Source organism: Bradyrhizobium mercantei, assembly GCF_001982635.1.
Classification (GTDB): domain Bacteria; phylum Pseudomonadota; class Alphaproteobacteria; order Rhizobiales; family Xanthobacteraceae; genus Bradyrhizobium; species Bradyrhizobium mercantei.
The window spans coordinates 130699-155614 of sequence record NZ_MKFI01000004.1; the positions used below are offsets into that span (position 1 = coordinate 130699).

A 24916-nucleotide genomic window follows, 5' to 3' on the forward strand; every position below is an offset into this window, starting at 1 on the left:
TCGATCCTGCCCTCGCGCCCTCCAATGATCCTCGGATGCGTCCCGCCGCCGACACCGAAGCGCGTTGCTGCAGAGAGTTCTCCATCGGCGATCGGACGCCCGCTCAGGGAGTAACTGTTGTGAGAAGCGTGGTGGTGCCGTTGCCGGATCCAGTGACCGATGAGGTGAAGCTGAAAATGCCAGTGTTCACGCTGTTGCCGTTGATGGCTTCGAGCGCGCCGCCGCCTGCGCCATTGGCGCCGAGCGCGCTGGTCTGGCCGCCGGATGCGCCGGCACTGCCCGCGCCGCCGGCGCCGGTCGCGGCGGTGCCGGTATCACCCGACGCGGCGGCAAACGCCATCACGGTGTCGAGATCCTTGGTGTCGGCAATCGCCTGCTGGATGCGCGTCGCGTAAGCTTGATTGCTGCGCACCACGATGCGCGCGGCCTGGGCGAGACCGGCGGCGATCGCGGTCTTCTGGTCCTTGCTTGCCTTGGCAAGCAGCGCAATGAGCGGATCGAGTGCGGTCGGATCGTTGAGCGCGAAGTCGCGCGCCCGCGAGGTCAATTCCACGCCCGCATTCGGATACTGGCTCAGCAACTGCTCCGGGTTGGCCTTGAAATTGGTCACCGCCTGCGAGAGCTGGATCAGCCCGCCAGACGTTTGCGCCAACGCCGCGCCGCCGGGCGCAGCGAGTGCCAACACCGCCAACACCGCCAGACGCGGAGCGGAAAAACCGCCGGAACGCTCAAATGTGAACACAGCTATCTCCCTAACGAATACTAACAGTTCGTTAGCATAGTCAGAGTTATCGCGCCAATTAAAACCCCTGCCCGGCGGCGCCCCGGGCGCGGCGCGCAAAATCAACGTTAACCGGCGGGTCCGGCCGTAACACTGGCGTCACTCCCGGTGCCGGCGGCTCCGCCGGAGCGGAAGGATTGTGACAGCCCCGTCCCGAGCAAGGCCGCGATAACAACGGCGTAGCCGGTGATCTGGAGCGAGAAATCGATCATCGAATGCAGGGCGCCGGCGACCGATGCGCACAGCGCCGCGAGCGGCACGATGACGTCGCGGCGGCGGGTCCGCACGCCATGCGCGAGCACGCCGAAGGCTGCGAGCAGCGCGATCATGACGGCGCCGGCCATTAACATTCCGCCGTCGGACGCCAGTTCGAGCCAGCTGTTGTGCGCCCGGTTCCAGGTCCCGCGCAGCGAGATGTCGTCGGTCCGATACGCCGGATAAACCCACTCGAAGGTCCCAAAACCGTCGCCGAGCCAGGGGTGATCCCAGATCATCCGCAACGTCGCGCGATAGGTCGAGAACCGGCCTTCGTCCGACAGCCCCATCGCGCTGAAACGCGCGCCGACGCCCCCGCCGAGGAGTTGCAGCAGCGCCAGCGCGACCAGGCTGCCGACACCGAGCGCCACGATCAAGCCGTAGCGGCGCGGCATCCGCTTGCGGAAGAAGATCGCACCAGCTGCGACCGCGGCGAGCAGCGAGATTCCAACGCCGCCGCGCGATCCGGTCAGAAACATCGCCAGCAGGCAAGTGAGCCAGCCGAATGCATGACCGGCAAGCCGGCGCCGTGCCGGCATGTCGAGGCGCGCCAGCAGGCGTGGCAGGCTGACACGGCGCGACGGCCAACGCCACTCGATCAGTTCGCAGCCGAACAACAGCCAGATCAGGGCACAGCAGCCATAATAGATGCCCGCCGTGTTGCGATTGACGAAGGGAGACGTCAGCCACTCCAGATGCGCCTGCTTCTCGTGAAGCAGATAGATCCGGGCGGGATCGATCGCGAAGGTGACGATGCCAGAGATCGCATAGACAAGGCCGGCCACGGCCACCACCCACAACAGCCCGCGCGCCAATGCGCGGTTGGCACCGAGCACGACGCCGATGGCAAAGCTGAGCAGGCAGGCGATCGCGACACCCGCGGAATAGAACGGCTGACTGCGTGCGATCGTCACGGCCGGTGGCAGTTCGGCGGGCAGCAATTTGCCGGCCTCGGCCCACAGTGCGTTCGGCGCCCCACCCAACCAGGGTCGCACCGCCGATTGCTCGTGCAGCACCAGCATGGCGAGCACGGTCAAGAGCGCCGTCACCGCGAGGATCGCGAGCTGGCTGCCGCGCAGGCGCATCGGCAACACCCCGAGCAGCGCGATCCCGAGCAGGATCGACCAGATCGCGGGTGCGATGACGCCGACCGAGCCGAGCGGCAGCGGCGCCAGCGCAACCACGGCGCAGAACAGCCACGACGACCAGCGCACCGGCAACGGCAATGCCGTCGCCTCACTGGAGCCGGAAGGTAATCGCAGAGGTGTCATGAAGCCGGCCGTGCCGGCTCACGCCCCAATATCAGGGCGCAAGCTTGATCGAATTACGAAGTAAGGTTGCGTTGTAGGCAGCCACGATCGGATCGTTCACCGTTGCGGTCACGAGGCGGATCTGCTGCATGAGCTTGGCGTCCTCGACGGATGCCGCGTTCGATGCATAGAGCACGTCCTTGTTGCGCAGCTGGAAACGCGTGGCCAGGAAATAGCCGGCCGGATCGCGGAAATTGATGTTGTAGACGACCGGGATGATCGGCCCTGCAAATTTGCTGACGTCGATGCCGAGCTTGGCGGCCACTTCCGGCAGCTCGCCGCGATAGACGAACACCGAGGCCGGATCGGCCGAGGAGTCGTTCAGGCCGCCGGCCTTGGCGACGGCTTCGGCGAGCGAGATGCGCCAGGCCTCGAAATTGAACTGGCCCTGCGCGCCGGACGCGCCAAACGCAACGAAGGTCTGCGGCTCGCGGTAGACATAGATGGTGTCGCCCGGATGCGCGTAGATGTTGCTCTTGGGCTCGTAGACCAGCTGGCCGAACGGCACGGTGGTGCGCTTGCCGTCACGCTCCAGCATCACCCAGGTGTCAAAACCCTGGCCTTTCGGGCCGCCGGCACGCGTGATCGAGTCGAGCACTCGCTCGCCCGCGGCATTGGCGGGGAAGCGGTTCGGCGTATTGACCTCGCCGAGCACGGAAATCAACGAGGTGCGCTGCTCGATCAGCGCGACCACGGCCTGCGGCTCGATCGCGCGGTTCTTCAGCGCATCGACGATCGAGCGCTGCACCTCGGTCGGCGTGCGGTTCTTGGCGCGGATCGCGCCGGCGTAGGGCACAGAGATGTTGCCGTCGGTATCGACGTTCTGGTTCGGCAACGTGATGTAGTTGCCGGGACGCACGCCGGCCTCGACCGGAATGAACAGACCACCGGCGGCGGCTTCGAAGATGGTGACGCTGACGACGTCGCCGATGCCGAAATGGATGTCCTTGGGCGGCGGGCCTTGAATGCCGCCGGCGAGCTGCGGCGCGAATGACGCCAGCACGTTCTCGACCTGCGGCGTGATCTTGACCATCGCGTAGGGAAGGCTTTCGGGATCCTTCTGGCCGGCCACGACATCCGAACTGGTCGGGCCGTTGGTCGGCATGTAATGGCAACCGCCGACCCAACAGGCGGCCGCAAGCAATAACATTACCCGAATGAAATTCGCACGCGACATTCAAATACTCCGGCCGTGCCGTAACACGTCGATTATCACAATCACAAGGTTCCACGATATATTGCAGCGCAATTGATAGAGAATGTTAGCAAGGTGAGGCAATTCGGCGACACCGGCGCGTCGCCGTGAGATAAAGGCCCTGCCCCGACGTCACTCCGGCTTTGATTTCGTGTGATGTTCCGATTATCTGTGAATGAGATGTTTGAGTTAACCGATTGAGGGTTCGATGGCCCGGATCAAGTCACTGGCGATCGCGTTTGGAGCGGTTGCGCTCCTGCTTGCAGTTTCCCTCGGCAACTCCGGCGCTTTTGCCGCGGAATTGGGCATTTCCCCCGCTCCGCGCGCCGTGCAGCGCGTCGGCGGCAACTGCCAGCGGCTGCAATATTGTCATGGCGACGTCTGCCAGTGGAAACGGGTCTGCTGGCACGGTTGCCCGGATCGCTATTCCTGCGCGCCGCTCTACGGTGCCTACGGGCCGTATGGCGGCCGCGACTATTGGGCCGCCTATAGTTACGGCGACCTGCGCCCGTTCTGAATGTTAAGCGATTAACAAAACCACGAGCCGTTCGAACGTCACCCGACGGGTTTGCGACGATCACCTTAACCCCGGCTTAGGACCCGGCCCGCTATGATACGGGCACAGGGTTTGGTTATGTTATTTGTTTTCCTCGGCAATTTGATCGGCGGCGCCGCGCTCGGGCTGCGCCAGCACTGTCTGGTGCTGGTGCCGGTCGCGTTTGCGGAACTCGTGCTGCTCGCCGCCATCGGAATTGCGTGCCTCTCGTGGTCGGAGACGGCGCTGCTGATGATCACCGCCACCATGTCGCTGCAGGGCGGATACCTCGCGAGCACCTTCACACCGCTGTTCTGGTCGCGCACCGCGACGCCACGGCTCGCCCTGCGCCGTCCGCATTAGCGCAGCCCCATTCGGCGCGCCCGATTTCCATTGACCTCGCCGCACACCCGGGGCATCCCGCTGCCTTGCGTTCTCATCCTCCGCAGGAGCACCTTGCTCAGGACTTTGCCTCAGGACTTGCCTCAGGACTTGCCCCTCTCGTGTGGAACGTCACGGCTTTCATCTGCATCTTGATCGGGGCGTCGATTCCGCTGGGTCTGATCGATGCATCGTTCGCGACCGGCCTCGTCGGCGCCGCAACCTCGCTCGGGCTGCTGGCAAGCCTGGCGGCGATCCGCCCAGGTGAGCTGTCGTTCCTGAAATCGGTTGCCGGCCCCGCGGTTGCGGTGGCGCTGGTGCCGATGGTCTGGATCATCCTGCAGATGCTTCCGTTGCCGGGCCTGGCGCATCCGGTGTGGAAGTTCGCCGGCGAAACGCTGGGTGCGCCGCTCGGCGGCAGCATCACGATCGACACCGGCGCAAGCCTGGGCGCGCTGCTGCTCTGGCTGGCGTTGCTATCGCTCGTGATCACGGCCGCCGCGATCGCAATCGATGCCCGCCGCGCCGACATGGTGGCCCGCAGCATTGCAGCAACGGCCGCCGCCGCGGCACTGATTCTGCTGCTGCTCAGCGATCCGATCAAAGCCTGGCTCGGCGCTGCGCTCGATGAGAAAGCAAACGGCTTCGTGATCGTCGTTCTCGTTGGCGTTCCGCTCAGCCTGGCGCGCGCGCTCGACAGCGGCGGGCATGCCGATCGCCGCACGGCGGCCCGGTTGGCGCAGTTGCGCTGGCTGCTCGCCGCCGGCGCGCTGTTTTGTGCCGCCAGCGCCTGCTGGTATGGCCGTCGCGGCGCCGCGATCGCACTCGCCGCGGGTATCGCGCTCGTCCTGATGACGTTCGCCGCGCGAAAGCTTCATCTGCATCGCTGGAGCAGCGCCGGGGCCGCCGCTGCGATTGCGCTGATCGCGCTGGCGACGGCGATCGCCAACCGTCATCCCGATGTCGCGCTTGCCACGGCCTTCGTCCAAGCGCCTGATGACCTCGTGCAGTCGACCCACAATTTGCTCGCCGACCTGCCCGCGCTCGGCAGCGGCGCCGGCACCACGGCGAGGCTGGCATCGACCTATATGGACTGGCAAGGCATCACCACGCGGCCGGTGGTTGCGACCAGCGCCGCCGCCTTGATCGCTCAGTTCGGTTCCGCCATGTTCTGGACTCTAGTCGCGGTTACGGTGGTGGGCATCGCCGCGTTCACAGCCGGTGCACGCAATCGCGGCCGTGACTGGTGCTATCCCGCGGCTACAGCAGCCGCATTGCTGACGCTGCTGCTTGCCGCCTTCACCTTGCCGGAATTGCCGGCACTGCCCGGAGTGATCGTGTTGGGAGCCGTGATCGGAACAGGACTGGCCCAGCGGATCAGCCGTTCACGGTTGCGTGCGGGCTAGGCGAGAGATGCGCAGCCTCCTCCGGCGTATTGTCGGCCAGACCGGCGACCTCGAACACGAGGGCGACGAGAGCTGCATCTACGCCGTTGGTGACATCCACGGCCACGCCGACCTGCTGCACGAGATCTGCGCGCGCATCGACGCCGATATCCGCAAGTTCCGGCCGGCGCGGCCGATGCAGGTGTTCCTCGGCGATTACATCGATCGCGGGCCGGATTCGAACGAGGTGATCGCGATGCTCGATCAGCGCCGCCGGACCCGCAGCATGGTCTGCCTGCTCGGCAATCACGAGGCCTGCCTGCTGGAGTTTCTGGTCAATCCCGACATGCTCGCGCAATGGCGGCAGTTCGGCGGCCTGCAAACGCTGATGTCGTATGGATTGACGCCCTCGCCCAATCCTGACGCCGCAGAACGGCGGGCGCTGGCCCGGCAGCTGGTGCGCGAGATGCCGCCGGCCCATCTCGCCTTCCTGCGTTCGCTGCCGATCTGTTACGTGCACAGCCGCTACTTCTTCGTGCATGCCGGCGTCCGGCCCGGCGTCGCGCTCAACCAGCAGCGCAAGGAAGACCTGCTCTGGATCCGCGACGACTTCCTGATGTCGGAAGATGATTTCGGCAAGGTCGTGGTGCACGGCCACACGCCGGTGCACGAGGCCGAGCTGCTGCGCAACCGCATCAATGTCGACACCGGCGCCTATGCGACCGGCCGCCTGACCTGCGTCAAGCTGGAGGGCGCACGGCGAAGCCTGCTGATGACCGGCAACCGGGCGGCGCGCCATGGCTAGCACGATGGCTGGCGCGATCAAGCGGCATGCGCGGCAGCTGTCGCTAGCCTTCGTGCCGGCCGTGGCCACGATCGGTGCCGTGACGCTGACGTTGTCGACCTGGTGGCTCGGCGCGGATGCATTGCGCGGCAAGCCTTCGCTTGCGGCCGGCGCCGGCGTGATCAGGAGCGAGCTGTGGCTCGGCTATGGCTGGACCGAATTGCAGACCTCGCCCGAGGCGGCCGAAGCCGCCTTCACGCGCGCGCTTCGGCTCTCGCCGATGGACGCCGGTGCCTGGTTCGGCCTCGCCTCGGCGACCGGGCGGTTCGACTGGCTGAACCCGACCGCGTCGAAGGCGCTGAAGATGTCCTATTACACCGGCTTCAACCGCAGCGACCTGATCGCGCCGCGCCTGATCCTGCTGGCGCAGGTCGACACCACGCGCGATGTGGAGCTGGTCGACCTGCTGCAGCGGCAGATCCGCCTGATCCTCACCCGCGCGCCGGAGCTGAAGGGCGCGATCGGCCAGGCCTATCGCGTGGCGACCGATGCCAACCGGCGCATCATCGAGGCCGAATTCAAGGACGCCAACCAGAGCATTCCGGAGTAGCGCGCGCCGGCACGCAGGCGGCCGTCCGATGCCCGGCCGTCAGATCCCCTTATGCCGCAGCACCGCGCCGACCGTGCGCAGCAGGATGCGCAGGTCGAGCACGAAGCTCCAGCTCTTGATGTAGATGAGATCGTGCGCGACGCGCAGCTGCATGTCCTCGATCGCAGGCGTCGCGCCGCGCAATCCCTGCACCTGCGCGAGACCCGTGATGCCCGGCTTGACGTGCTGGCGCTGCGCATAGCTTGCGATCAGCTTGGAATATTTGTCGTCATGCGCCAGCGCGTGCGGCCGCGGCCCGACCAGCGACATGTCGCCGCGCAACACGTTCACCAGCTGCGGCAGCTCGTCGATGCTGCGCCGGCGCAGCGTCGCACCGATCCCGGTCAGCCGCGAATCGTTCGGGCGGGCCTGGGTGATGACGTCGCCATCCTCCAGCACATGCATCGAGCGGAATTTGAGGATCACGAACGGCTTGCCGTCGAACCCGTTACGGCGCTGCCGGAACAGGATCGGCCCCTTGGAGTCGAGCCTGATCGCAATCGCCGTCCCGATCAGGAGCGGCGCGAACAGCACCAGCAGGCCGCTGGATGCCACGATGTCGAACAGGCGCTTGCCGGCGCGCTCGAGCGAGGTCAGCGGCGAGCGCTGCATCTCCACCGTCGGTATCGGCCCACTCGCCACCATCCGCAGCGCCAGGAATCGTTCCGCCGTCCGGTCCGGCAGCAGCCGCACCGGCAGCGGCGACGCCCGCAGCTGATCGCAGACGAACTGGATGCGCGGCTCCTGCTGCCAGGGCATCGCCAGGATGATCTCGTCGGCGCCGCACTCACGCGCCGCGTGAATGGCCGACGCGACCGCCGCGCGGTCGCCCTCGTCGTCGGACAATCCGGAGAGTTGGATCCGCCACACCTCGCTGAGGCCGAAATCGCGCAGCAGGCTCGCGTGCCGGACCCGGGACAATTCGTCCGCCATCCCGACCACGACGGCGCGGCGTGTCGCCAGCATGCCGCGGTCGATCGCGCGCTGTAGCGGCGACTGCAGCAACATCCGTCCGGTTACGAGCCCGAGGCCACCGATCAGCCCAAACGACAGCACCGATCCGCGCGAGACGCCGGAGCCAACCTTGAGGAGGAAGATGATCAGGGTCATCAGCAGGACGACCAGCAGCCACCCGCCGAGCAGGCTGCTCCAGCGCCGGTCGAGCCCGGCCAGCACCTGGGCATTATAGAGGCCCTGCGACTTCGCCACGAACATGTGAAGGATCGCGGCGAGGACCCCGATGCCTAGAAAACCCTCGAAGCTGTTGCTATAAACCGTGTGGTAGTAAAACAGATGATAGGCCGCGCCGCCGATGATGCTGGACAGCACCACGATCATCATCTCGAAGGCGACAGCAAACGCTTCGAGAGAGGCAAAAGCGAACGAGAAGGCGCCGAAGTTAACCGGTACCTTCGCTAATCGAGCGTCCGAAAGGTCGGTCATCGGGAATTAACATTCGTGTTAACAATTCATATGTGTATTATCAGGCAGGTCGTGAGCTCGCAAGGCCTGCCGGCAATATCGAACAGAGAGCGTCTATGACTTCATCGGCTGGCGAAACCGAGGCCGCGCTGGTGGCCCTCCTTCACTTGATCCGCCTGATGGGCGCCGAGCTCGTCGCAGGCCAGCACCGCGACGACGTCGAGATGCTGGTCAAGGCGGTCGAAACAAAGCTGCGATCGGCCCGCTTTCCAGCCGAAATGCCGAATCAGGACATTGTCGCAGGCTTGGACCTCGCAGAGGCCAAGCTACGTCCAATCCTGGAGGAGTTGCGCGCGCGTTCGGAGAAGGCACATCTGAGCGACCTGCTGCTGCTTGCGCCCAGGCCCTCACGTATCCATTAACGGATCAGCTTATCGTCAGCTCTGGACTTCACCACGGCGGGGCAAACCGTTCCCGCCGCTGGATCTGAGCGCGAGCTTTTCCTCGATCTTCATTTTCTCGAGCAGCAGATCCGTTACGATCCGGCGCAGCCGTTCATTTTCCAGCCGCAATTCGTCAATACGGTTGCGGACAGGGGGGATTCCATCTCGATCTTCGGTGTGAGCGGCGAGCTCGGTAACAGTACCATTCGCCTGATGGCCGCGCGCGGCCTCCTGCTTGCGCCAGCGATGAAAGGTCATCACGCTAACGCCCAGCACCTTGCACGCTTGGGCTTGTGACTGCCCTCGCGCCATGAGTTCCTCGGCCTGTTTGACCTTGGAAGTGATCTCGTCAGTTGAATGACGCCTCATTGGTCATCTCATTGCCCCCTAGATTAGCAATAATCGCATGGCCTATAAGCTATGTAAATGCAACAGGAAATTCAAATTGAGGATTTCCCGGGGGTCTTTCGGGAGCCTCGAACTTGCCATCGGCAGCGCCACATTGTGCGAAGAAATGCCGAAGCTGCAAGGTATTTACCGAAATATATGAGCAATATTCCCGCGCCGAAACCACCCGACAGAAAAAGTTATACGACTTTCTGCGTATGAGAATTTGATCGCGATAACTGGCGCACCGTTTGCATCCCCAAACGAGAAGCAAATGAGAATATCCAATCGGTCCGTCGACAGATTGTGAGTGCACCATGCCTCCCTGTGATATCCGCACCGCCAGTCAAGCGGGAGTTTCACAAAATTCTAACAAATTAAACCCGCGGCCTTCGCGTCCGACAGCTTGCGGGCGCTCACGCGCAGCGGTAGTTACTAAGACGTTAGGTGTCATGAGAGTTTCAACATATTCGAGGATTATTTTCACGAAACCTAACGTTCATAGCTCGATCCACGAATTATCAATTAAGCGCTTTCTCACCCGAGGCCATCAGGCGGAACCACAACCGCCCGACAATCCGTGAACTATTCTGCGCTGACGCTTGTCAGAGCCAGTCTCTGATCAACTTATTTGCTGAGGATCGACACTATGGCGCGTCTCAAGGTCTTCGAGGGGAACCAATCCGTGTCCAGTGAGGCGGACGGCGCCCTGGAACGCCTTGTCGCGGAGAACTTCGAACTCCGGCACACCGCCGTCGAGCTGGTGTTGCAGACCTGGATCCTGCGCGAGCGTCTGTCCGATGTCGGGGCCCACAAGTCGGTGCCCCAGGAACACTGACGGCAGCACTGACCGCCCTCGCCTTGCGCTCAAGCGAAGACTCGTCGGAGAGGCCACCGAGCGGGCCAACCGAGCGCCCGTGCCCGAAGCGATCTCGGGCCGCGGCAACCCGGGCGCGCAATCGATTGGGCCGATCTGAATCTCAATTTTAGATTGAATTTTCCGCGGCCATAGGCAAGCCACCATCCTCGCCGAGCCGGCGCGGACGTGGTTGCGATTGCGCGGTGAGGAATTCGCGGACGAAGGTCAGCGATGAACCCGGCGCAGCGCTGCGCGCGGGGTGGTCTGCTCACGCGATACACCGAACGAACGAGACGCAATCGGGCGCTCGTGAATTTCACGCAGCTCAGCGATATCCAGCATCAGCGCGACGACTTCGTTGCGCAGCGATTGATTGGTCGCGAGCAACGCCTCTTCGATCGGCTGATGCAAATGTTGAATCTTGTGCTGCTTCATGGCGCGCCCTCGCTCTGCGGTTAAGGGTATGAGCGATGTGATTGAAGTTTCGATGACAGAGTTATTCCGCCCACATGGAAAGAAATTAATGGGGCAGGTTTGCGACCAACATCACATGGACAGAAATTTTTCCAATCTGGTTCCACAACCTGATCGCGAAAGGTTTAATCGATGGCCGTATTATGTCGTTGCGATGGGATGTCGGCGGCAGCGATGCGACGCGCGACCAAAGCGCGCGGCTGGCACGCACCATGAGACGCGACCAAGCGCATGAAATCATTTGACGATCGTTGATCGCCGCAATCGCCGTTGAAACCGTCGGTGCGTCTGCGGGCGATCACAATATCGCCGCGTCAAAGGCTCGCGGCGCGAAGCCGTGTTCCAGCCTCGAACCAGATATTCCACCAATGACGGCGCACACACACTAAATCTGCTGCTGTCGCGGAATCGGATTCGCGCTGCGCATAACAGGTTGGACCGAGCAGCATGGATGCAGTGACGAACGGGCCGTCGGTTGCACCGATCGCAGAATGTTTCGGACCGTTACCGACAGCGAGGACGCCGTCCGATGCAAGCAGATTCCGACCAGCTTTGATCATGCGACGGATGGATTCAACGCTTCAGGTCCGCTCATGCAGGATACTCGCCTCGATCGAGGTCGAACGCGACAATACCATTCTAATTCAAGACAAGAGGCGCTGACGCACGCGGCTTCAACGGAACGGACGAACGCCGTTGCGTTTTCACACGCGTCTTGCGCGATCGTCGCGACGAAGCGCCATCGGTGCCAGCAACCGCCATAAGCATCGCTAATTCGCGACGCGCGTCGCATTGCCGCGCTATTTCGATTTCGGAGCGGCGTCGTCATCCATCTTGCCGCCATTGGCGACGCACTTGTTGAAATAGTCCCGCTGGACCTTCGCATTGCCGTTCGCGCTGCTGGAAGCCGGATTGCCCGGCTGTCGCGGCGGAAATGCCTTCGCGACCAATGCATCGCAGGCGCGCGCGACCTGGACGTCGATCGCGTGTGCCGGGACGATTGCGCCGGAGATGATGATCGCGGCCAAAGCTAGCGCAAAACCCCTGATAACTCTCATTGCCACGCTCCGTTCCAACTCGATCCAGTTTTTTTCGAGCCCGGATTCGCAACGAGCGCACCAAAGCACGATCCGGAAAGGTGCGAAGCGCGCTTCAGGTCCGATCGACGTCGTGATAGGCCCGATACCAGGCGACAAATTTGGCAATGCCGTCCTCGATCCGCGTCCGCGGCCGAAAGCCGATGTCGCGCTCCAGGTCGGAAACATCGGCCGACGTCTCCAGGACATCCCCAGGTTGCATCGGTAGCAACTGCTTTTCGGCTTGCCGGCCGAAGCCCTGCTCGAGCAGCGCCACCACATGCATCAGTTCTTCCGGCCGGCTGTTGCCGATATTGTAGATTCGCCAGGGCGCCCTGCTCGACCCCGGATCGGGATGCGCTCCCGACCAGTTGACGTCGCCCTCGGGCGGACGCCCGATCAAACGCGCCATCGCCTCGACCACGTCGTCGACATAGGTGAAGTCGCGCCGCATGTTGCCGTTGTTGAACAGCTGGATCGGCGTGCCCCGGGTAATCGCGTCGGCGAACGCATAGAGCGCCATGTCCGGCCGATACCACGTCCCATACACCGTGAAGAATCGCAGCCCGGTCGTCGGAATGCGATAGAGGTGGCTATAGGAATGGGCGAGCAGCTCGTTGGCCTTCTTGGTCGCGGCGTACAGGCTGACCGGATGATCGACATTGTCGTGGATCGAGAACGGCAGCTTGGTATTGGCGCCATAGACCGACGATGACGACGCAAACAGCAGATGCTTGCACGCGGTATGCCGGCAGCCCTCGAGGATGTTGAGGAAGCCCTCCAGATTGGAATCCACATAGGCATGCGGGTTCTGCAGGGAATAGCGCACGCCGGCCTGCGCGGCGAGATGCACCACGACCTCGAAGCGATAGCGCTCGAACAGCGCTTTCATTCCGGCGCGGTCGGCGAGGTCGAGCTCCAGGAAGGTGAAGCCGCGGTGCTGCTTGAGCAGATCGAGGCGCGCGCGCTTGAGCGCCGGGTCGTAATAGCTGTTCAGATTGTCGATGCCGATGACCGGCTGCCCTGACCGCAGCAGATGCTCCGCCAGATGGAAGCCGATAAAGCCGGCGCAGCCCGTGACGAGTAGATTGCCTGCGATCATCACGTCTTGCCTGTGCCTTTCGCCTTGCGCCGGACCAGGCCGAACACGCCGTCAAATGCCGCCGCAGCGGCCGCATTCGCGTTCCGGCCGCAAGGCGCGCGTCAGTTGCTGGCGGCCGGAGGCTTGTAGTCCGGAAAGCGGCTCAGGACCGCGGCCTTCATGAACTTGAAGTGCGCGATCTCGGTCGCCAATTCCTTCAGCCGGCGCTGGCCGTTGGAGATTTCGGCGTCAAACAGGTCTTGATGATAGTTGTCAAGCGCCTCGCGTTCCAGATATTCGTCGGTGCCGTTGCCCAACGTGACGGCGGCGCGGGCCAGAACGTCGTCGACCCGGCGGCCAAGTCCGGATTGCTCGCTTTCGGCGGCCTGCAACGCGGCGTCGATTGCGGCCATGATCGATCCGATCCGGGCGCGATCGGTCTCGGCATCGCGCTCGGCCGAGCGTGCCTTGAAACCTTCCTCGCCACGCCGCGACCTGATCAGGTCATGCGCGCGAGCCCGCAAAAACAGCTGAAACATCTGTCGGTATCCGGTTCGGGCCCATTCAGGCAGGATAGGACAAAAATCGCCCGGTCTTAGTTAAAAAAGGGTGAATTGCCGGGGTACCCGTCCCTCAGATCGGCCTTCCACTTGATCCAGGCCTTGTCGTGCTTGTCATAGAGTTCGAGCCAGCGTCCCTCGCCGGCTGACGGCACCAGGTCCGCGCCCTGATCGTCCCGGTCCGCCAGCGAGGAATCCAGCCCCTCGAACTCCGACGTCTCCTCAAGCGTGAGACCGACCAGAACGCGCCGGCCGCTGACGTCAGCGACATACCGCCTTGGCGAATGCCCCCTGAGATCACTCATGCTGTGCAAGTTCCCTCACGATCCGCGGCGCCGGTGACAAGATCCGGCCGGCGCTGGTACGCGAACCCAGACCGCCGCAACGAAACCGAGACAGGATGACCGATTGCATTCCGCCCGCCAACCCCAACGCACCACAACATCGCGCTACCTCGATCGAACTAGCCCGCTAGAACGCGCGGCGCATGTGGCCGAACGCGCTGACCGGCTGGTCTCGTCGCGACGATCTGGCGGCTGACGGCGCCACATAGGGCGCATAGATCCGATATTGCGCGCGGCGCCTGTGCGAGCGCCACGAGCGCGCGGCGAAGCCGGAGAAGAAGCCAGCGACGAATGCCGCCGCGAGAATGAGAACAGGAGAAAGCATCACAGTCGTCCACGTTCGCCCCGATGTTATTAACATTCGGAGTTGTGACGACATCATGATTGGGCGCGCCGAAAGATTGTTCAGCCGCTGGAATTTTTGTGCAATCGAACGGCGCAACAATGATCAGGCGCCAACTATGGTTGTTCTCGCGCGAGAAACCTCACGAGAACCACCAGAGCATGAATTTCAGGAACATCGAACTGAGAAGATAAATCCATCCCGCCATCGCCAGAACCGTCAGTCCGACGAAGACGCCTGATGCACTTTTCTCCTTGAGGCGCATCAACAACGAGTTTTTTTCTTCTTGCCGATACAACATCTCAAGCTCAGGACGAATCTGATTGAAACCAGCTAGCAGTCAATTTCGATGATCTCGTGACGCACGACGTCAGCAATTCGCTCCGCGCATCACGGATCATCATTGCAAAATCTCGTGAAGCCGCGCGAAGTCGCTCAAAGAAATCGTGGCTCGAGAAAATTTCTTGCCGAGGACAATTGTCCAGAGAATTCCCAGCTTAAAATTCTTGGCTCAAAATTCTTGGCCAAAATTCTTGGCCAAAATTCTCGGCTCAAGAAAAATTCTACTCGACGCGATCCGCGAGTTGACTTCAGCGATTGTCGCGGTCACGCGCCGGAATTTTCACCTGCATGATGTTCCTGCATGATGTTCCGCCCGACGCTGCAGTGAGCAACGTCCATCAGGACGATCGCGCAACAGGGCCGTGCGGTACGCGATCGGCCGCGGCCGGAAGCAGGCGTGATCGACCGCACCCATCCTCGCCAAGCGAGTCGGCCGTTCTCTCCCCTGCTTCTCAATTTAACAATGAGCACCGCGCACGCCGGAAACCAAACGGCCGCGGCGCGCTAGACGCGGAAGAACGCGAACCAGATGATGCCGAGGATCAGGACCGCAAGCCCTGTCGAGGCGGTGAGCAGCGCGAGAACCGAAGGTCCGGGCTCCGCCTGGCGCGCCTCGGTCGGGCTTTCGATGATTTGACCGTGTCGTTCTGTTGCCATGGCGACCTCTTTGCTTAAGTGCCTGTAATTCCGGCGATTGCCGCTCCCCCTTCGAAAGGCCAACGCGGGATCCGGAGCGATGTTCCGAGCCGTTTGACGGCCGCCCGACGGCGCCGCGTCAAACGGGCGCAGGGCTGGGGCCACGGTTAACGCCGTTACGAGATTCACCGGGCCGTGTTGTTTCAAACCGGGGTTCCCGGTGTTATCCTTGACCGTTCCGTCGGTTGCGTAATCGGAGTTTTCCCTATGGCCCCCCGCGCCAACTGGAAGGGCTTTTTGCGCCTTTCGCTCGTGACCTGCCCGGTTGCCCTGTACCCGGCGACTTCGGATACCGAAAAGGTCTCCTTCAACCAGATCAACCGCAAGACCGGCCACCGGATCAAATACGCCAAGGTCGATGCGGAGACCGGCGAGGAAGTCTCCACCGAAGACATCATGAAGGGCTACAAGGTCGACACCGACACCTACATCGAAGTCACCAAGGAAGAGCTCGACGACATCGCGCTGGATTCGACCCGGACCATCGAGATCGACGAATTCGTGCCGCGCAGCGAGATCGACAGCCGCTATCTGATTCGCCCCTATTATCTCGTTCCCGACGGCAAGGTCGGCCACGATGCTTTCGCGGTGATCCGCGAGACCATCCGCAGCCTGAACAAGGTCGCGATCGGCCGCGTTGTGCTGACCAACCGCGAGCACATCATCGCGCTCGAGCCGCTCGACAACGGGCTCATGGGCACGCTGTTGCGCTATCCCTATGAGGTGCGCAGCGAGAAGGAATATTTCGACGACATCCAGGATGTGAAGATCACCAAGGATATGCTCGATCTCGCCAAGCACATCGTCGAGCAGAAGTCCGCTGACTTCGATCCGGAAGAGTTCGAGGACCGCTACGAGCAGGCGCTGATCGACCTGATCAACCAGAAGCGCAACGGCATCAAGATCGCGAAGCCCGCGGCGAAGACCAGCGGCAACGTCATCAACCTGATGGACGCGCTGAAGAAGAGCCTCGCCAACGAGAAGCAGGCTGCTCCCGCCAAAGCCGAGGCCAAGGCCGCGAAGGGCAAGAAGCCGAAGAAGCGCATCGAGGGCCAGCGCGAGATGCTGCTGCCGATCTCGGGCAGCGGCAAGCGCGAGCCGAAGGAAGCCGTCAAGCCGGAGCCGAAAAAGGCCGAGAAGGCAACGCGCGCCCAGGGCACCGCGGCGCGCAAGAAGGCGGGCTGAGGACGCAGCGCGGCGATGGTCGGATGACTCCGAGCCGAGATGCCCTGGTCGACGCCGTTTGACGAGCCGATCGCGCTGCATCGCGGCGGCACGCTGGTGACGCTGCAGCAGGCCGCCGACTACATCATGAAGCTATCGGATGACGCCCAGCAGGAGGCGCGCTGGCAGATCGCGGTCGAGCATCTGATCAACGCGGCGGAAACCGGCGGCGGCTGGCTGATGTTCGCGCGCATCGCGATGCTGCGCGCGCTGAACGGAGACGGCTGAATCCGGAAAGAGAGGTGTGCAGCGTTTCGGCCAGCGCCTACTTGAACGCCGAACTGACGGCATTGAACTGGCCGCTCACGCTGGTGCCGATGCCCTTGACGGCCGCGACGATCACGATGCTGATGCCGCCGGCGATGATGGCGTATTCGATCGCCGTCGCGCCGACCTCATCACGCAGAAATCTTGCAAACAACGCGCGCATGAAAAGCTCCTGTCCGACGCCCGCGGCTTTTTCTCCCGCGCCGTAGCAATATGCCAGCAAAACTAGGCCACATTGGTTGACGGCCCATTGAGGGACAGGATGAACGATCGCTTAAGGGTTGCAGAGAAACTCCCTGCTAGTTTTGCCTGCATCCTGACCTCGCGCTGCGAGGCGGCCTGCCACGAACGGGCGTAAACGCATATCAGGACTACCTGATCCGGCCCGCAGCTCGGCTTTACCGGCCAGCGGAATCCTGTTCCTTTATCGGACAGGACGACAACGAGGCCGGAGCGAACCGGCCGCATCCAAAGGGAGTGACCGTCATGAAGCTCGGCACCGCGATCGCGGAAATCATGAAGCGCGAGGGGATCGAAATCCTCACGGGCTACCCGGTCAACCACCTGATCGAATACGCCGCCGCCGCCGATATCCGCCCCGTGATGGTGCGCCAGGAGCGCATCGGCGTGCACATGGCGGACGCCATCTCCCGCGTCACCTCGGGCGAGAAGATCGGCGCGTTCTGCATGCAGCACGGCCCGGGCGCCGAGAACGCGATGGGCGGCGTCGCACAATGCTACGGCGAATCCGTCCCCGTGCTGGTGCTGCCGATGGGTTATGCGCGGCGGCTCGCCAACGTCGATCCGAACTTCAATTCCAGCCAGGCGATGAAGGCGTTCTCCAAATCCTCGGAGCCGATCAACATCGCAGCCGAAGTCTGCAACATCTTCCGCCGAGCCTTCACCAAGTTGAAGAACGGCCGCGGCGGCCCTGTGATCGTCGAGATCCCCGCCGACATGTGGAACGAGGAGGTGCCGGAGCCGCTCAACTACACGCCGGTGCTGCGCACCCGCTACGGCGCCGACCCCGTTCACATCAAGGAGACCGCCGCCCTGCTCGTCAACGCCAAGCGTCCGGTGATCTATGCCGGCCAGGGCGTGCACTATGCGAAAGCCTGGCCGCAGCTGAAGCGGCTCGCCGAGCGGCTCGCGATCCCCGTCACCACGAGCCTCGGCGGCAAGTCGTCCTTCCCGGAGACGCATCCGCTGTCGCTCGGCTCCGGCGGCCTCGCGGTGCCCCGCGCGGTGCCGAAATTCCTCGCTGAGGCCGACGTGATCTTCGGCATCGGCTGCTCGTTCACCGAGACCTCGTTCGGAATCGCGATGCCGAAGGGCAAGACCATCATCCATTCGACGCTCGATCCGAACCACATCAACAAGGACGTCGAGGCCAAGGTCGGCCTCGTCGGCGACGCCGGCCTCGTGCTCGACGCGCTGCTGGAGGAGATCGGCAAGACCGTGACCTCGGACCGCAACGCGAGCGCAGTCGCGGAGGAGATTGCAGCCTCCCATAAGGAATGGCTCGCCAAGTGGATGCCGAAGCTGACGCACAACGAGGCGCCGCTCAATCCCTACCGCGTGCTATGGGATCTGCAGCACACCGTCGACATCCACAACACCATCATCACCCACGACGCCGGCAGCCCGCGCGACCAACTGTCGCCATTCTGGAAGTCGGTCGAGCCGCTGTCCTATATCGGCTGGGGCAAGACCACGCAGCTCGGCTATGGTCTCGGCCTTGCGATGGGCGCCAAACTGGCAAAACCCGACAAGCTCTGCATCAACGTCTGGGGCGACGCCGCGATCGGCTTCACGGGGATGGATTTCGAGACCGCGGTGCGCGAGCGGATTCCGATCATGTCGATCCTGCTCAACAATTTCTCGATGGCGATCGAATTGAAGGTGATGCCGATCTCGACCGAGAAGTACCGTTCGACCGACATCTCCGGCGATTACGCCGCGATGGCCCGCGCCTTCGGCGGCTACGGCGAGCGGGTGACGAAACCCGAAGACATCATCCCCGCGATCAAGCGCGGCATCCAGAAGACCAGGGAAGGCATCCCGGTGCTGCTGGAATTCATCACCAGCAAGGAGACCGAGGTGTCGCGGCCGGGGACGTGATGGCACCTCACACGCCCTCACCCACTTGATTTGACCTCGCCTGCGCGGGCAAGCTCCCTCCGGTGCAACATCGGAGGGAGAGATGGCGCGCATCCTGGTGCTGGGGGCCGGCTTTGCCGGACTGTGGGCCGCGCTCGGCGCCGCCCGCAAGCGCGACGAGATCGGCGCGCGGGCGGCTGATGTCGAGATCATGGTGGTCGATCGCAACGCCTATCACAACATCCGGGTGCGCAATTACGAGGTCGATCTCGGCAACGTCGCGTTACCGCTCAAGGAAATGCTTGATCCGGTCGGTGTCAGGCACATGGTGGCTGAGGTCGCGGCGATTGATCCCGCGAAGCGCGAGGTCGTGGTCAGGACAGGCGCAGGTTCGGAGACGCTGATCTACGACCGGCTTGTGCTGACCACCGGCAGCGCGCTGGTGCGGCCCGCCATCCCGGGCCTTGCCGACCATGGCTTCGACGTCGACACTTACCAGTCGGCGATGCGGCTCGACACACATCTGGCGGCGCTCGGCAAAGCGCCGCCATCGGACGCGCGTTCGACGGTGGCGGTGGTCGGCGCGGGGTTCACCGGGATCGAGGTCGCGGCCGAGATGCCGGCCAAGCTCGCGCATGCCGGCATCACCGGCGATCACCGCGTCATCCTGATCGACCCCAATCCCGTGGTCGGCGCGACGTTTGGAGCGCATGGCCGCCCCGTCATCAACGAGGCGCTGGCCGCGCTCGGCGTCGAGACCCGGCTCAACGTCAGGGTCAGCGCCGTCGGCGCCGACAGCATCACGTTAAGCTCGGGCGAGATCATTCCGGCGGCGACCGTGGTGTGGTGCGGCGGCATGCACGCGAGCCCCCTCGCCGCCATGCTGCCGGCCGAGCGCGACGGACTCGGCCGCCTCGCGGTGGATCATTTCATGCGCGTTGAAGGTCTCCCCGGCGTGTTTGCCGCCGGCGATGTCGCCGCCTGCCTGATCGACGGCGAGCATCCGACCGTGATGTCCTGCCAGTTCGCGCGGCCGATGGGCCGCTTTGCCGGGCACAATGTGGTCGCGGAGCTCTACGGCGAAAATCTGCTGCCGCTCAATATCGACTGGTATGTGACGGTGCTCGATCTCGGCGCCTGGGGCGCGCTCTATACCACCGGCTGGGATCGCGAGGTGCACACCACGGGCGCCGCAGCCAAAGTCACGAAGCAGACCATCAACCAGCAGCGCATCTATCCGCCACGCAATGGTGACCGCGCCGCGTTGCTGGCGGCGGCAGCACCGACGATCCAGGCGGCGCCGCCGACGCGCAAGTGACGAAAAGCGGCAGTCTTCACGCCGTCATTGCGAGGAGCGAAGCGACGAAGCAATCCATCTATCCCCGTGTGGAGAAATGGATTGCTTCGCTTCGCTCGCAATGACGGTGCTGTTCGGACGCTACTGTTACTGCGACAGCTTCACGAAGTCCGGAAACTTCAGCTTCCCTTCCGCGATCGCCTTCGGCCAGACCGTGATCTGCTTGCCGCCCTGCCACTGGAACACGAGGCCGGTGACGGCGCCCGGGCCGGACTTGATGCCGTGGGTGAACTCGTCGTTCTTGCCGTAGAACTGGATCTTGCCGATCGTGCCCTCGAAGTCGGTCTTCTCGAGCTCGGCGACCATCTTGTCCGGATCGGTCGAGCCGGCGCGCTGGATCGCTTCCGCGATGATGTAGACCTCGTCATAGGCGGTATAGCCGGTATAGGCCGGCGGCGTGCCGTACTTGGCCTTGAACGCGGCGGCAAACGGTTTTGTCTTTGGCGTGACGGCAACATCGGGTGTTGCGACGGCAAGCGACGGCACGCCTTCGGCAGCACCATTGGTGTCGCCCCAGAAGGTCGGGCTCAGCGCCTGCGCGCTGATGCCGAACATCGGGATCGGCACCTGCTGGTTCTTCCACTGCACCGTCGGCTGCACGCCGACATGGGAGATGCCGGTCACGATCACGTCGGGCTTGGCGGCCTCCATCTTGTTGAAGATCGGCGTGAAGTCGGTGGTGTCGGGCGAGAAGCGGATGTGCTCGACCACCTTCAGGCCGGCCTTCGGCAGGCAGGCCTCGTAGCCGACGTCGAGCGGCTTGGTCCAGGCCGCGTCCTCGCTCATGATCGCCGCCGACTTGAACTTGAGCTGGTCGACCAAGAGCTCCTTGGCGGCATCACAGACCAACTGCGCCTGCGCGGCCGAAGTCAGGTAGCCGTGGAAGGTGTACTTGTTCTTCTCATAGTCGTTGTGAATGGCCTTGGTGATCTCGTTCGACGCGGCGCCCGGCGTGATCAGCGGCATCTTCAGCCGCGCCGCCCACGGCTCGAGCGCCAGCACGACCTCACTGATGTAGCTCGCGATCACGGCGGAAACCTTGTCCTCGCTCACCGCGCGCTGGAAGGCGCGCACTGAATCGGCCGACGAACTCTTGTTGTCGTAGGTGACGATCTCGATCTTGCGGCCCATCACGCCGCCCTTGGCGTTGATCTCGTCGGCCGCGATCTGCGCGCCGCCCGGGGTTGCCGCGCCGGCGATCGATTGCACCTCGGCGATGATGCCGATCTTGATCGGATCCTTGGACTGCGCATAGGCCGGCGCCGCGAGGCACAGCGCGAGCGCCGAGGCCAGCAGGCTCACGCGGGTGGTTGAAAATCCTGACATCATGATCTCCCTTTGCTTTGTTATTTTTCAGTCTTCGTACGTCAGAGAAAGTCTTTGCCCGCCTCAGCGGCGAACCGGCCCGGATCGCCCTCCCAGACGATCCGCGCGTGCTCCAGCACATAGACGCGGTCGGCATGCGGCAGCGCGAACGTCACGTTCTGCTCGCCGAGCAGCACCGTGATCTTGGTGGTCTGGCGCAGCTTCTCCAGCGCCTTCGACAGCAGTTCGAGGATAACCGGCGCCAATCCGAGCGTCGGCTCGTCCAGGATCAGGATCTGCGGCTGCATCATCAGCGCACGCCCGATCGCCAGCATCTGCTGCTCGCCGCCGGACAGCGTCTGCGCCATCTGGCCCTGACGCTCCTTCAGGATCGGGAACAGCTCGAACAGCCAGGCGAGTTGCTTGGCCCGCGCCGCATCGTCGAGATGCTGGCCGCCGAGGTCGAGGTTTTCCCGCACCGACATCTCGCCGAACAATTCGCGCGATTCCGGGCACTGCACGAGGCCAGAGCGGGCGATCTTGGCCGGCCCGGTGCCGCGCAGTTTCTCACCGCCGCGCAGGATCTCGCCAGTGTATGGCAGGAAGCCCGAGATGGTGTTGAACAGCGTGGTCTTGCCGGCGCCGTTCAGGCCTACGATGGAGACGAACTCGCCCTCATGGACGTGGATCGAGACGTTCTCCAGCGCCTGCGCCTTGCCGTAATGCACGCTGACGTTCTCGACCTGCAAGAGCGGCACCTTGTCCTTGAACGAGGTCTCTGGCCGCGCATGGGTCTCGATCGCGCCGCCGAGATAGACCCGCCGCACGGTCTCGTTCTTCATCACGTCCTCGGCGCGGCCGGTCGTGATCTCCTCGCCGAGATACATCGCGAGCACGCGGTCGACCAGCGCGGCGACGCTCTTGACGTTGTGGTCGACCAGCATCACCGCACGTCCCTCGTCACGGAAGCTGCGGATCAACGCCGAGAAGGTGCCGACCTCGGCGCTGGTCAGGCCCGCGAAGGGCTCGTCGACCAGCACGACCTTCGGGTCACGCGCGATCGCTTTCGCCAGCTCCAGCCGGCGCAGGTCGGCGAACGGCAGCGTCGGCGGACGGCGATCCATCACCGCCCCGAGGCCGACGCGCTCGGCGATCCACCTGGCGCGCTCGGTCAGAGCCTTGTCGGGAAACAGCATGAACAGGCTGTCCGGCAACAGCGCGACCATGATGTTCTCCAGCACGGTCTGCCGGTTCAGCGGCCGCGAGTGCTGGAACACCATGCCAAAACCCTTGCGCGCGATCTTGTGCGCCGGCAGGCCCGCAACATTCTCGCCCTCGAACAGCACCTCGCCCGCGGTCGGGCGCTCGATGCCCATCACGCTCTTCATCGCGGTCGATTTGCCCGAGCCGTTCGGCCCGATCAGGCCGAGGATCTCGCCGGGATGCAGGTCGAACGAGAGGTTCTTCACGGCGGTCAGGCCGCCGAATCTCTTGGTCAATCCACGAACGGTGAGCGTTGCTGTGGTCACGGTCTGATCCATTTAAGAGCGCGCCTCGCGTGACAGGGCCGCTCCGAGGAAACCGCCGGGGAAGAACAGGACGACGAGCAGCGCCACCGCCGAGACGATGAAGGTGGCAAGCTCGCCGGTCGGACGCAGGAACTCGCCGGCCACGATCAGGAAGATCGCGCCAAGCGCCGCACCCAGCACCGTGCGCCGGCCGCCGAGCACGGCGGAGACGATCACGTTCACGCCGACCGCGACGTCGACCACGGTGCCGACCGAGGCGGTGCCGAAGTAGAACACCAGCAGCGCGCCCGACAATCCGGAGAAGAAGGCGCTGACGATGAAGGCCGCGAGCTTGTGCTTGACGATGTTGAAGCCGAGCGCGCCGGCCTGCACCGGGTCTTGCCCGCTCGCCTGCAGCACGAGACCGACGGGCGATTGCGACAGTCCGTAAAGGATCGCGGCGCTCACGGTCATGAAGCCGAGCGCGATCCAGTAATTGGCGCCGGCATTGATGGTGATGACGTCAGGGATCGTCAGCCCGATCTCGCCGCCGGTGAGATCAGCGAACACCACGACGAAGTTCTGCAGCATCAAGACCGCCACCAGTGTGGTGAGGCCGAAATACGGTCCCCTCACCCGCAGCGCCGGCAGCGCCAGCACGAAGCCCGCGACGACGGAGGCCAGCGCGCCGAGCAGGATGCAGACATAGACCGACCAGCCGAACTGGTTGTTGAGGATGCCGGCCGTATAGGCGCCGGTGCCGATCAGGAAGGTCGGCCCGAAATTGACCTCGCCGGCGAAGCCGAACAGGAGGTCCCAGGCCATCGCGAACACACCGAAATAGAACGCGACGGTGAGCAGCCCGAGGATGTAGCCCGACACGTAGAACGGCAGCGTCGCGGCAAGCACCACGCAGACCAGCGAAATGAAGAACAGGCGCGAGGAGAAGAAGTTGGCCATCTCAGCGCCTCCCCAAGAGGCCCTGGGGCCGGATATACATCACGAAGACCAGCAGCAGCAGCGCCGGGATGGTGCGGTAGGCCGGCGAGATCATGTAGGCCGTGATGGTCTCGAGATAGCCGACCACGAAGGCCGCGATCAGCGAGCCGGAGACGCTGCCGAGGCCGCCGAGCACCACGATCGAGAACGCGCTCGCGGTCAGCGGCCCGACGCTGTAGGAGCTGACGCCGAGGAACATGCCGAGCAGCACGCCGGCGATGCCGGCCAGGATGCCGTAGATGCCCCACACCACGATGTAGATCTGGGTGAGCTCGAGCCCGAGCAGCGTGACGCCGCGCGGGTTCATCGAGGCCGCCAGCACTGCCTTGCCGGTCCGGGTGCGGTTCACCAGCAGCCACAGCAGGCCGATCACGAGGCAGCAGACCAGCGCGGTGAAGATGTTGTTGCGCGGCGTGCGGTTGCCGAAGATATCGACCACGCCCTCGACGATCGGCAGCACCGTCTTGGCGTTGTTGGTGAAGAAATAGGCGATCAGCTCCTGGATCATGATGCCCCACAGCAGGGTGCCGGTGAGGACGAAGATTTCCTTCTCCTCATTGGGGATCCGCGTCGAATTCTGGATCGGCTTCACGACCGCGAAATAGGTCGCGAAGGAAACGATCAGCGCGACGCCGACACCGAACAGCGCACCGCTGTAGATGTCGAGGTGCAGCACGCTGGCCGCGGCCCAGGCCGCGACCGCTGCGGCCACCATGATGGCACCGTGGGAGAGGTTGAGAACGCCGGAGACACCGAAGATCAGGGTGAAGCCGGTGGCGCCGAGCGCATAGAGCGCACTGATGGCAAAGCCATCGATCAGGATTTGTAAGAAAAGCATCTCATATCGGCCGCGG

The 24916-nt window shown here is 63.6% G+C and carries 29 protein-coding genes; 11 read left to right on the forward strand and 18 right to left on the reverse strand.

The window, feature by feature from the left end; all coding sequences use genetic code 11:
- Positions 1 to 103: 103 nt before the first annotated feature.
- From BI327_RS18830 to BI327_RS18840, 3 genes are all read right to left on the reverse strand, one after another.
- Positions 104 to 742 carry a hypothetical protein gene (locus BI327_RS18830; RefSeq protein WP_245334871.1) on the reverse strand — a complete coding sequence of 213 codons (639 nt, stop codon included), beginning with the start codon at positions 740 to 742 and terminating at the stop codon, positions 104 to 106.
- A 107-nt stretch (positions 743 to 849) separates the two neighbouring features.
- The gene (locus BI327_RS18835; RefSeq protein ID WP_083742154.1) at positions 850 to 2307 is read right to left on the reverse strand and encodes an O-antigen ligase family protein; all 1458 of its coding nucleotides are present in this window, start codon (positions 2305 to 2307) and stop codon (positions 850 to 852) included.
- A 31-nt stretch (positions 2308 to 2338) separates the two neighbouring features.
- Positions 2339 to 3451, reverse strand: a complete 1113-nt coding sequence (locus BI327_RS18840; RefSeq protein ID WP_083742155.1) for a polysaccharide biosynthesis/export family protein — start codon at positions 3449 to 3451, stop codon at positions 2339 to 2341.
- 298 nt (positions 3452 to 3749) lie between these two features.
- Between BI327_RS18840 and BI327_RS18845 the strand changes: the two genes are divergently transcribed.
- From BI327_RS18845 to BI327_RS18865, 5 genes are all read left to right on the forward strand, one after another.
- The gene (locus BI327_RS18845; protein ID WP_076862311.1) at positions 3750 to 4058 is read left to right on the forward strand and encodes a hypothetical protein; all 309 of its coding nucleotides are present in this window, start codon (positions 3750 to 3752) and stop codon (positions 4056 to 4058) included.
- 117 nt (positions 4059 to 4175) lie between these two features.
- The gene (locus tag BI327_RS18850) at positions 4176 to 4439 is read left to right on the forward strand and encodes a hypothetical protein (RefSeq protein ID WP_076862312.1); all 264 of its coding nucleotides are present in this window, start codon (positions 4176 to 4178) and stop codon (positions 4437 to 4439) included.
- A 140-nt stretch (positions 4440 to 4579) separates the two neighbouring features.
- A complete protein-coding gene (locus BI327_RS18855; RefSeq protein WP_076862313.1) occupies positions 4580 to 5863 on the forward strand; it encodes a hypothetical protein in 1284 nt (427 codons plus the stop codon).
- A 7-nt stretch (positions 5864 to 5870) separates the two neighbouring features.
- On the forward strand, positions 5871 to 6647 hold the full coding sequence (locus BI327_RS18860) for a metallophosphoesterase family protein (protein WP_083742156.1): 777 nt from the start codon (positions 5871 to 5873) through the stop codon (positions 6645 to 6647).
- Positions 6640 to 7236: a hypothetical protein gene (locus tag BI327_RS18865; protein ID WP_143271660.1), complete on the forward strand. Its 597-nt coding sequence runs from the start codon at positions 6640 to 6642 to the stop codon at positions 7234 to 7236. Before BI327_RS18860 ends, BI327_RS18865 begins: the two co-directional genes overlap by 8 nt.
- A 39-nt stretch (positions 7237 to 7275) precedes the next feature.
- On the opposite strand, the gene BI327_RS18870 is transcribed toward BI327_RS18865, so the two are convergent.
- Positions 7276 to 8718, reverse strand: a complete 1443-nt coding sequence (locus BI327_RS18870) for an undecaprenyl-phosphate glucose phosphotransferase (protein ID WP_076862315.1) — start codon at positions 8716 to 8718, stop codon at positions 7276 to 7278.
- 32 nt (positions 8719 to 8750) lie between these two features.
- Between BI327_RS18870 and BI327_RS18875 the strand changes: the two genes are divergently transcribed.
- Positions 8751 to 9119 carry a hypothetical protein gene (locus BI327_RS18875; protein ID WP_245334872.1) on the forward strand — a complete coding sequence of 123 codons (369 nt, stop codon included), beginning with the start codon at positions 8751 to 8753 and terminating at the stop codon, positions 9117 to 9119.
- A gap of 15 nt (positions 9120 to 9134) precedes the next feature.
- Here BI327_RS18875 and BI327_RS18880 read toward each other — a convergent pair whose 3' ends face one another.
- Entirely contained in the window at positions 9135 to 9509 is a 375-nt protein-coding gene (locus BI327_RS18880) for a helix-turn-helix domain-containing protein (RefSeq protein ID WP_076862317.1), read from the reverse strand.
- 667 nt (positions 9510 to 10176) lie between these two features.
- Here BI327_RS18880 and BI327_RS18885 point away from each other — a divergent pair.
- A complete protein-coding gene (locus tag BI327_RS18885) occupies positions 10177 to 10365 on the forward strand; it encodes a hypothetical protein (RefSeq protein WP_076862318.1) in 189 nt (62 codons plus the stop codon).
- Between the two features lie 246 nt (positions 10366 to 10611).
- Here the strand turns inward: BI327_RS18885 and BI327_RS18890 are convergent, their stop codons facing one another.
- The 8 genes from BI327_RS18890 to BI327_RS42775 form a co-directional block, all read right to left on the reverse strand.
- Positions 10612 to 10821: a hypothetical protein gene (locus BI327_RS18890; RefSeq protein WP_076862319.1), complete on the reverse strand. Its 210-nt coding sequence runs from the start codon at positions 10819 to 10821 to the stop codon at positions 10612 to 10614.
- Between the two features lie 839 nt (positions 10822 to 11660).
- The gene (locus tag BI327_RS18895) at positions 11661 to 11918 is read right to left on the reverse strand and encodes a hypothetical protein (protein ID WP_245334873.1); all 258 of its coding nucleotides are present in this window, start codon (positions 11916 to 11918) and stop codon (positions 11661 to 11663) included.
- A gap of 94 nt (positions 11919 to 12012) precedes the next feature.
- Positions 12013 to 13038 carry an NAD-dependent epimerase gene (locus BI327_RS18900; RefSeq protein ID WP_076862320.1) on the reverse strand — a complete coding sequence of 342 codons (1026 nt, stop codon included), beginning with the start codon at positions 13036 to 13038 and terminating at the stop codon, positions 12013 to 12015.
- 101 nt (positions 13039 to 13139) lie between these two features.
- Positions 13140 to 13556 carry a hypothetical protein gene (locus BI327_RS18905; RefSeq protein ID WP_076862321.1) on the reverse strand — a complete coding sequence of 139 codons (417 nt, stop codon included), beginning with the start codon at positions 13554 to 13556 and terminating at the stop codon, positions 13140 to 13142.
- 56 nt (positions 13557 to 13612) lie between these two features.
- Entirely contained in the window at positions 13613 to 13882 is a 270-nt protein-coding gene (locus BI327_RS18910) for a hypothetical protein (RefSeq protein ID WP_076862322.1), read from the reverse strand.
- Positions 13883 to 14048: 166 nt separating this feature from the next.
- Complete coding sequence (locus BI327_RS18915; protein ID WP_076862323.1) at positions 14049 to 14246, reverse strand: hypothetical protein; 198 nt, start codon at positions 14244 to 14246, stop codon at positions 14049 to 14051.
- A gap of 160 nt (positions 14247 to 14406) precedes the next feature.
- Complete coding sequence (locus tag BI327_RS42770) at positions 14407 to 14565, reverse strand: hypothetical protein (protein ID WP_167386897.1); 159 nt, start codon at positions 14563 to 14565, stop codon at positions 14407 to 14409.
- 545 nt (positions 14566 to 15110) lie between these two features.
- Complete coding sequence (locus tag BI327_RS42775) at positions 15111 to 15263, reverse strand: hypothetical protein (protein WP_167386898.1); 153 nt, start codon at positions 15261 to 15263, stop codon at positions 15111 to 15113.
- Positions 15264 to 15509: 246 nt separating this feature from the next.
- On the opposite strand from BI327_RS42775, the gene ku reads away from it, so the two are divergent.
- The gene (gene ku / locus BI327_RS18920) at positions 15510 to 16487 is read left to right on the forward strand and encodes a non-homologous end joining protein Ku (RefSeq protein ID WP_076862324.1); all 978 of its coding nucleotides are present in this window, start codon (positions 15510 to 15512) and stop codon (positions 16485 to 16487) included.
- Between the two features lie 39 nt (positions 16488 to 16526).
- On the forward strand, positions 16527 to 16754 hold the full coding sequence (locus BI327_RS18925) for a hypothetical protein (protein ID WP_076862325.1): 228 nt from the start codon (positions 16527 to 16529) through the stop codon (positions 16752 to 16754).
- A gap of 37 nt (positions 16755 to 16791) precedes the next feature.
- Here BI327_RS18925 and BI327_RS18930 read toward each other — a convergent pair whose 3' ends face one another.
- Positions 16792 to 16956 (reverse strand): Flp family type IVb pilin, encoded by a 165-nt coding sequence (locus BI327_RS18930; RefSeq protein ID WP_076863050.1) that lies wholly within the window; start codon positions 16954 to 16956, stop codon positions 16792 to 16794.
- Positions 16957 to 17279: 323 nt separating this feature from the next.
- Between BI327_RS18930 and BI327_RS18935 the strand changes: the two genes are divergently transcribed.
- On the forward strand, positions 17280 to 18914 hold the full coding sequence (locus BI327_RS18935) for a thiamine pyrophosphate-requiring protein (RefSeq protein WP_076862326.1): 1635 nt from the start codon (positions 17280 to 17282) through the stop codon (positions 18912 to 18914).
- Positions 18915 to 18996: 82 nt separating this feature from the next.
- On the forward strand, positions 18997 to 20211 hold the full coding sequence (locus BI327_RS18940) for an NAD(P)/FAD-dependent oxidoreductase (protein ID WP_076862327.1): 1215 nt from the start codon (positions 18997 to 18999) through the stop codon (positions 20209 to 20211).
- 126 nt (positions 20212 to 20337) lie between these two features.
- On the opposite strand, the gene BI327_RS18945 is transcribed toward BI327_RS18940, so the two are convergent.
- The 4 genes from BI327_RS18945 to BI327_RS18960 are packed head-to-tail and all read right to left on the reverse strand — an operon-like array spanning position 20338 to position 24900.
- Positions 20338 to 21579 carry an ABC transporter substrate-binding protein gene (locus tag BI327_RS18945; protein WP_076862328.1) on the reverse strand — a complete coding sequence of 414 codons (1242 nt, stop codon included), beginning with the start codon at positions 21577 to 21579 and terminating at the stop codon, positions 20338 to 20340.
- 38 nt (positions 21580 to 21617) lie between these two features.
- On the reverse strand, positions 21618 to 23096 hold the full coding sequence (locus tag BI327_RS18950) for an ATP-binding cassette domain-containing protein (RefSeq protein WP_076862329.1): 1479 nt from the start codon (positions 23094 to 23096) through the stop codon (positions 21618 to 21620).
- Positions 23097 to 24023 carry a branched-chain amino acid ABC transporter permease gene (locus tag BI327_RS18955; protein ID WP_076862330.1) on the reverse strand — a complete coding sequence of 309 codons (927 nt, stop codon included), beginning with the start codon at positions 24021 to 24023 and terminating at the stop codon, positions 23097 to 23099.
- A 1-nt stretch (position 24024) separates the two neighbouring features.
- Positions 24025 to 24900 (reverse strand): branched-chain amino acid ABC transporter permease, encoded by an 876-nt coding sequence (locus BI327_RS18960; RefSeq protein ID WP_076862331.1) that lies wholly within the window; start codon positions 24898 to 24900, stop codon positions 24025 to 24027.
- Positions 24901 to 24916: the final 16 nt, after the last annotated feature.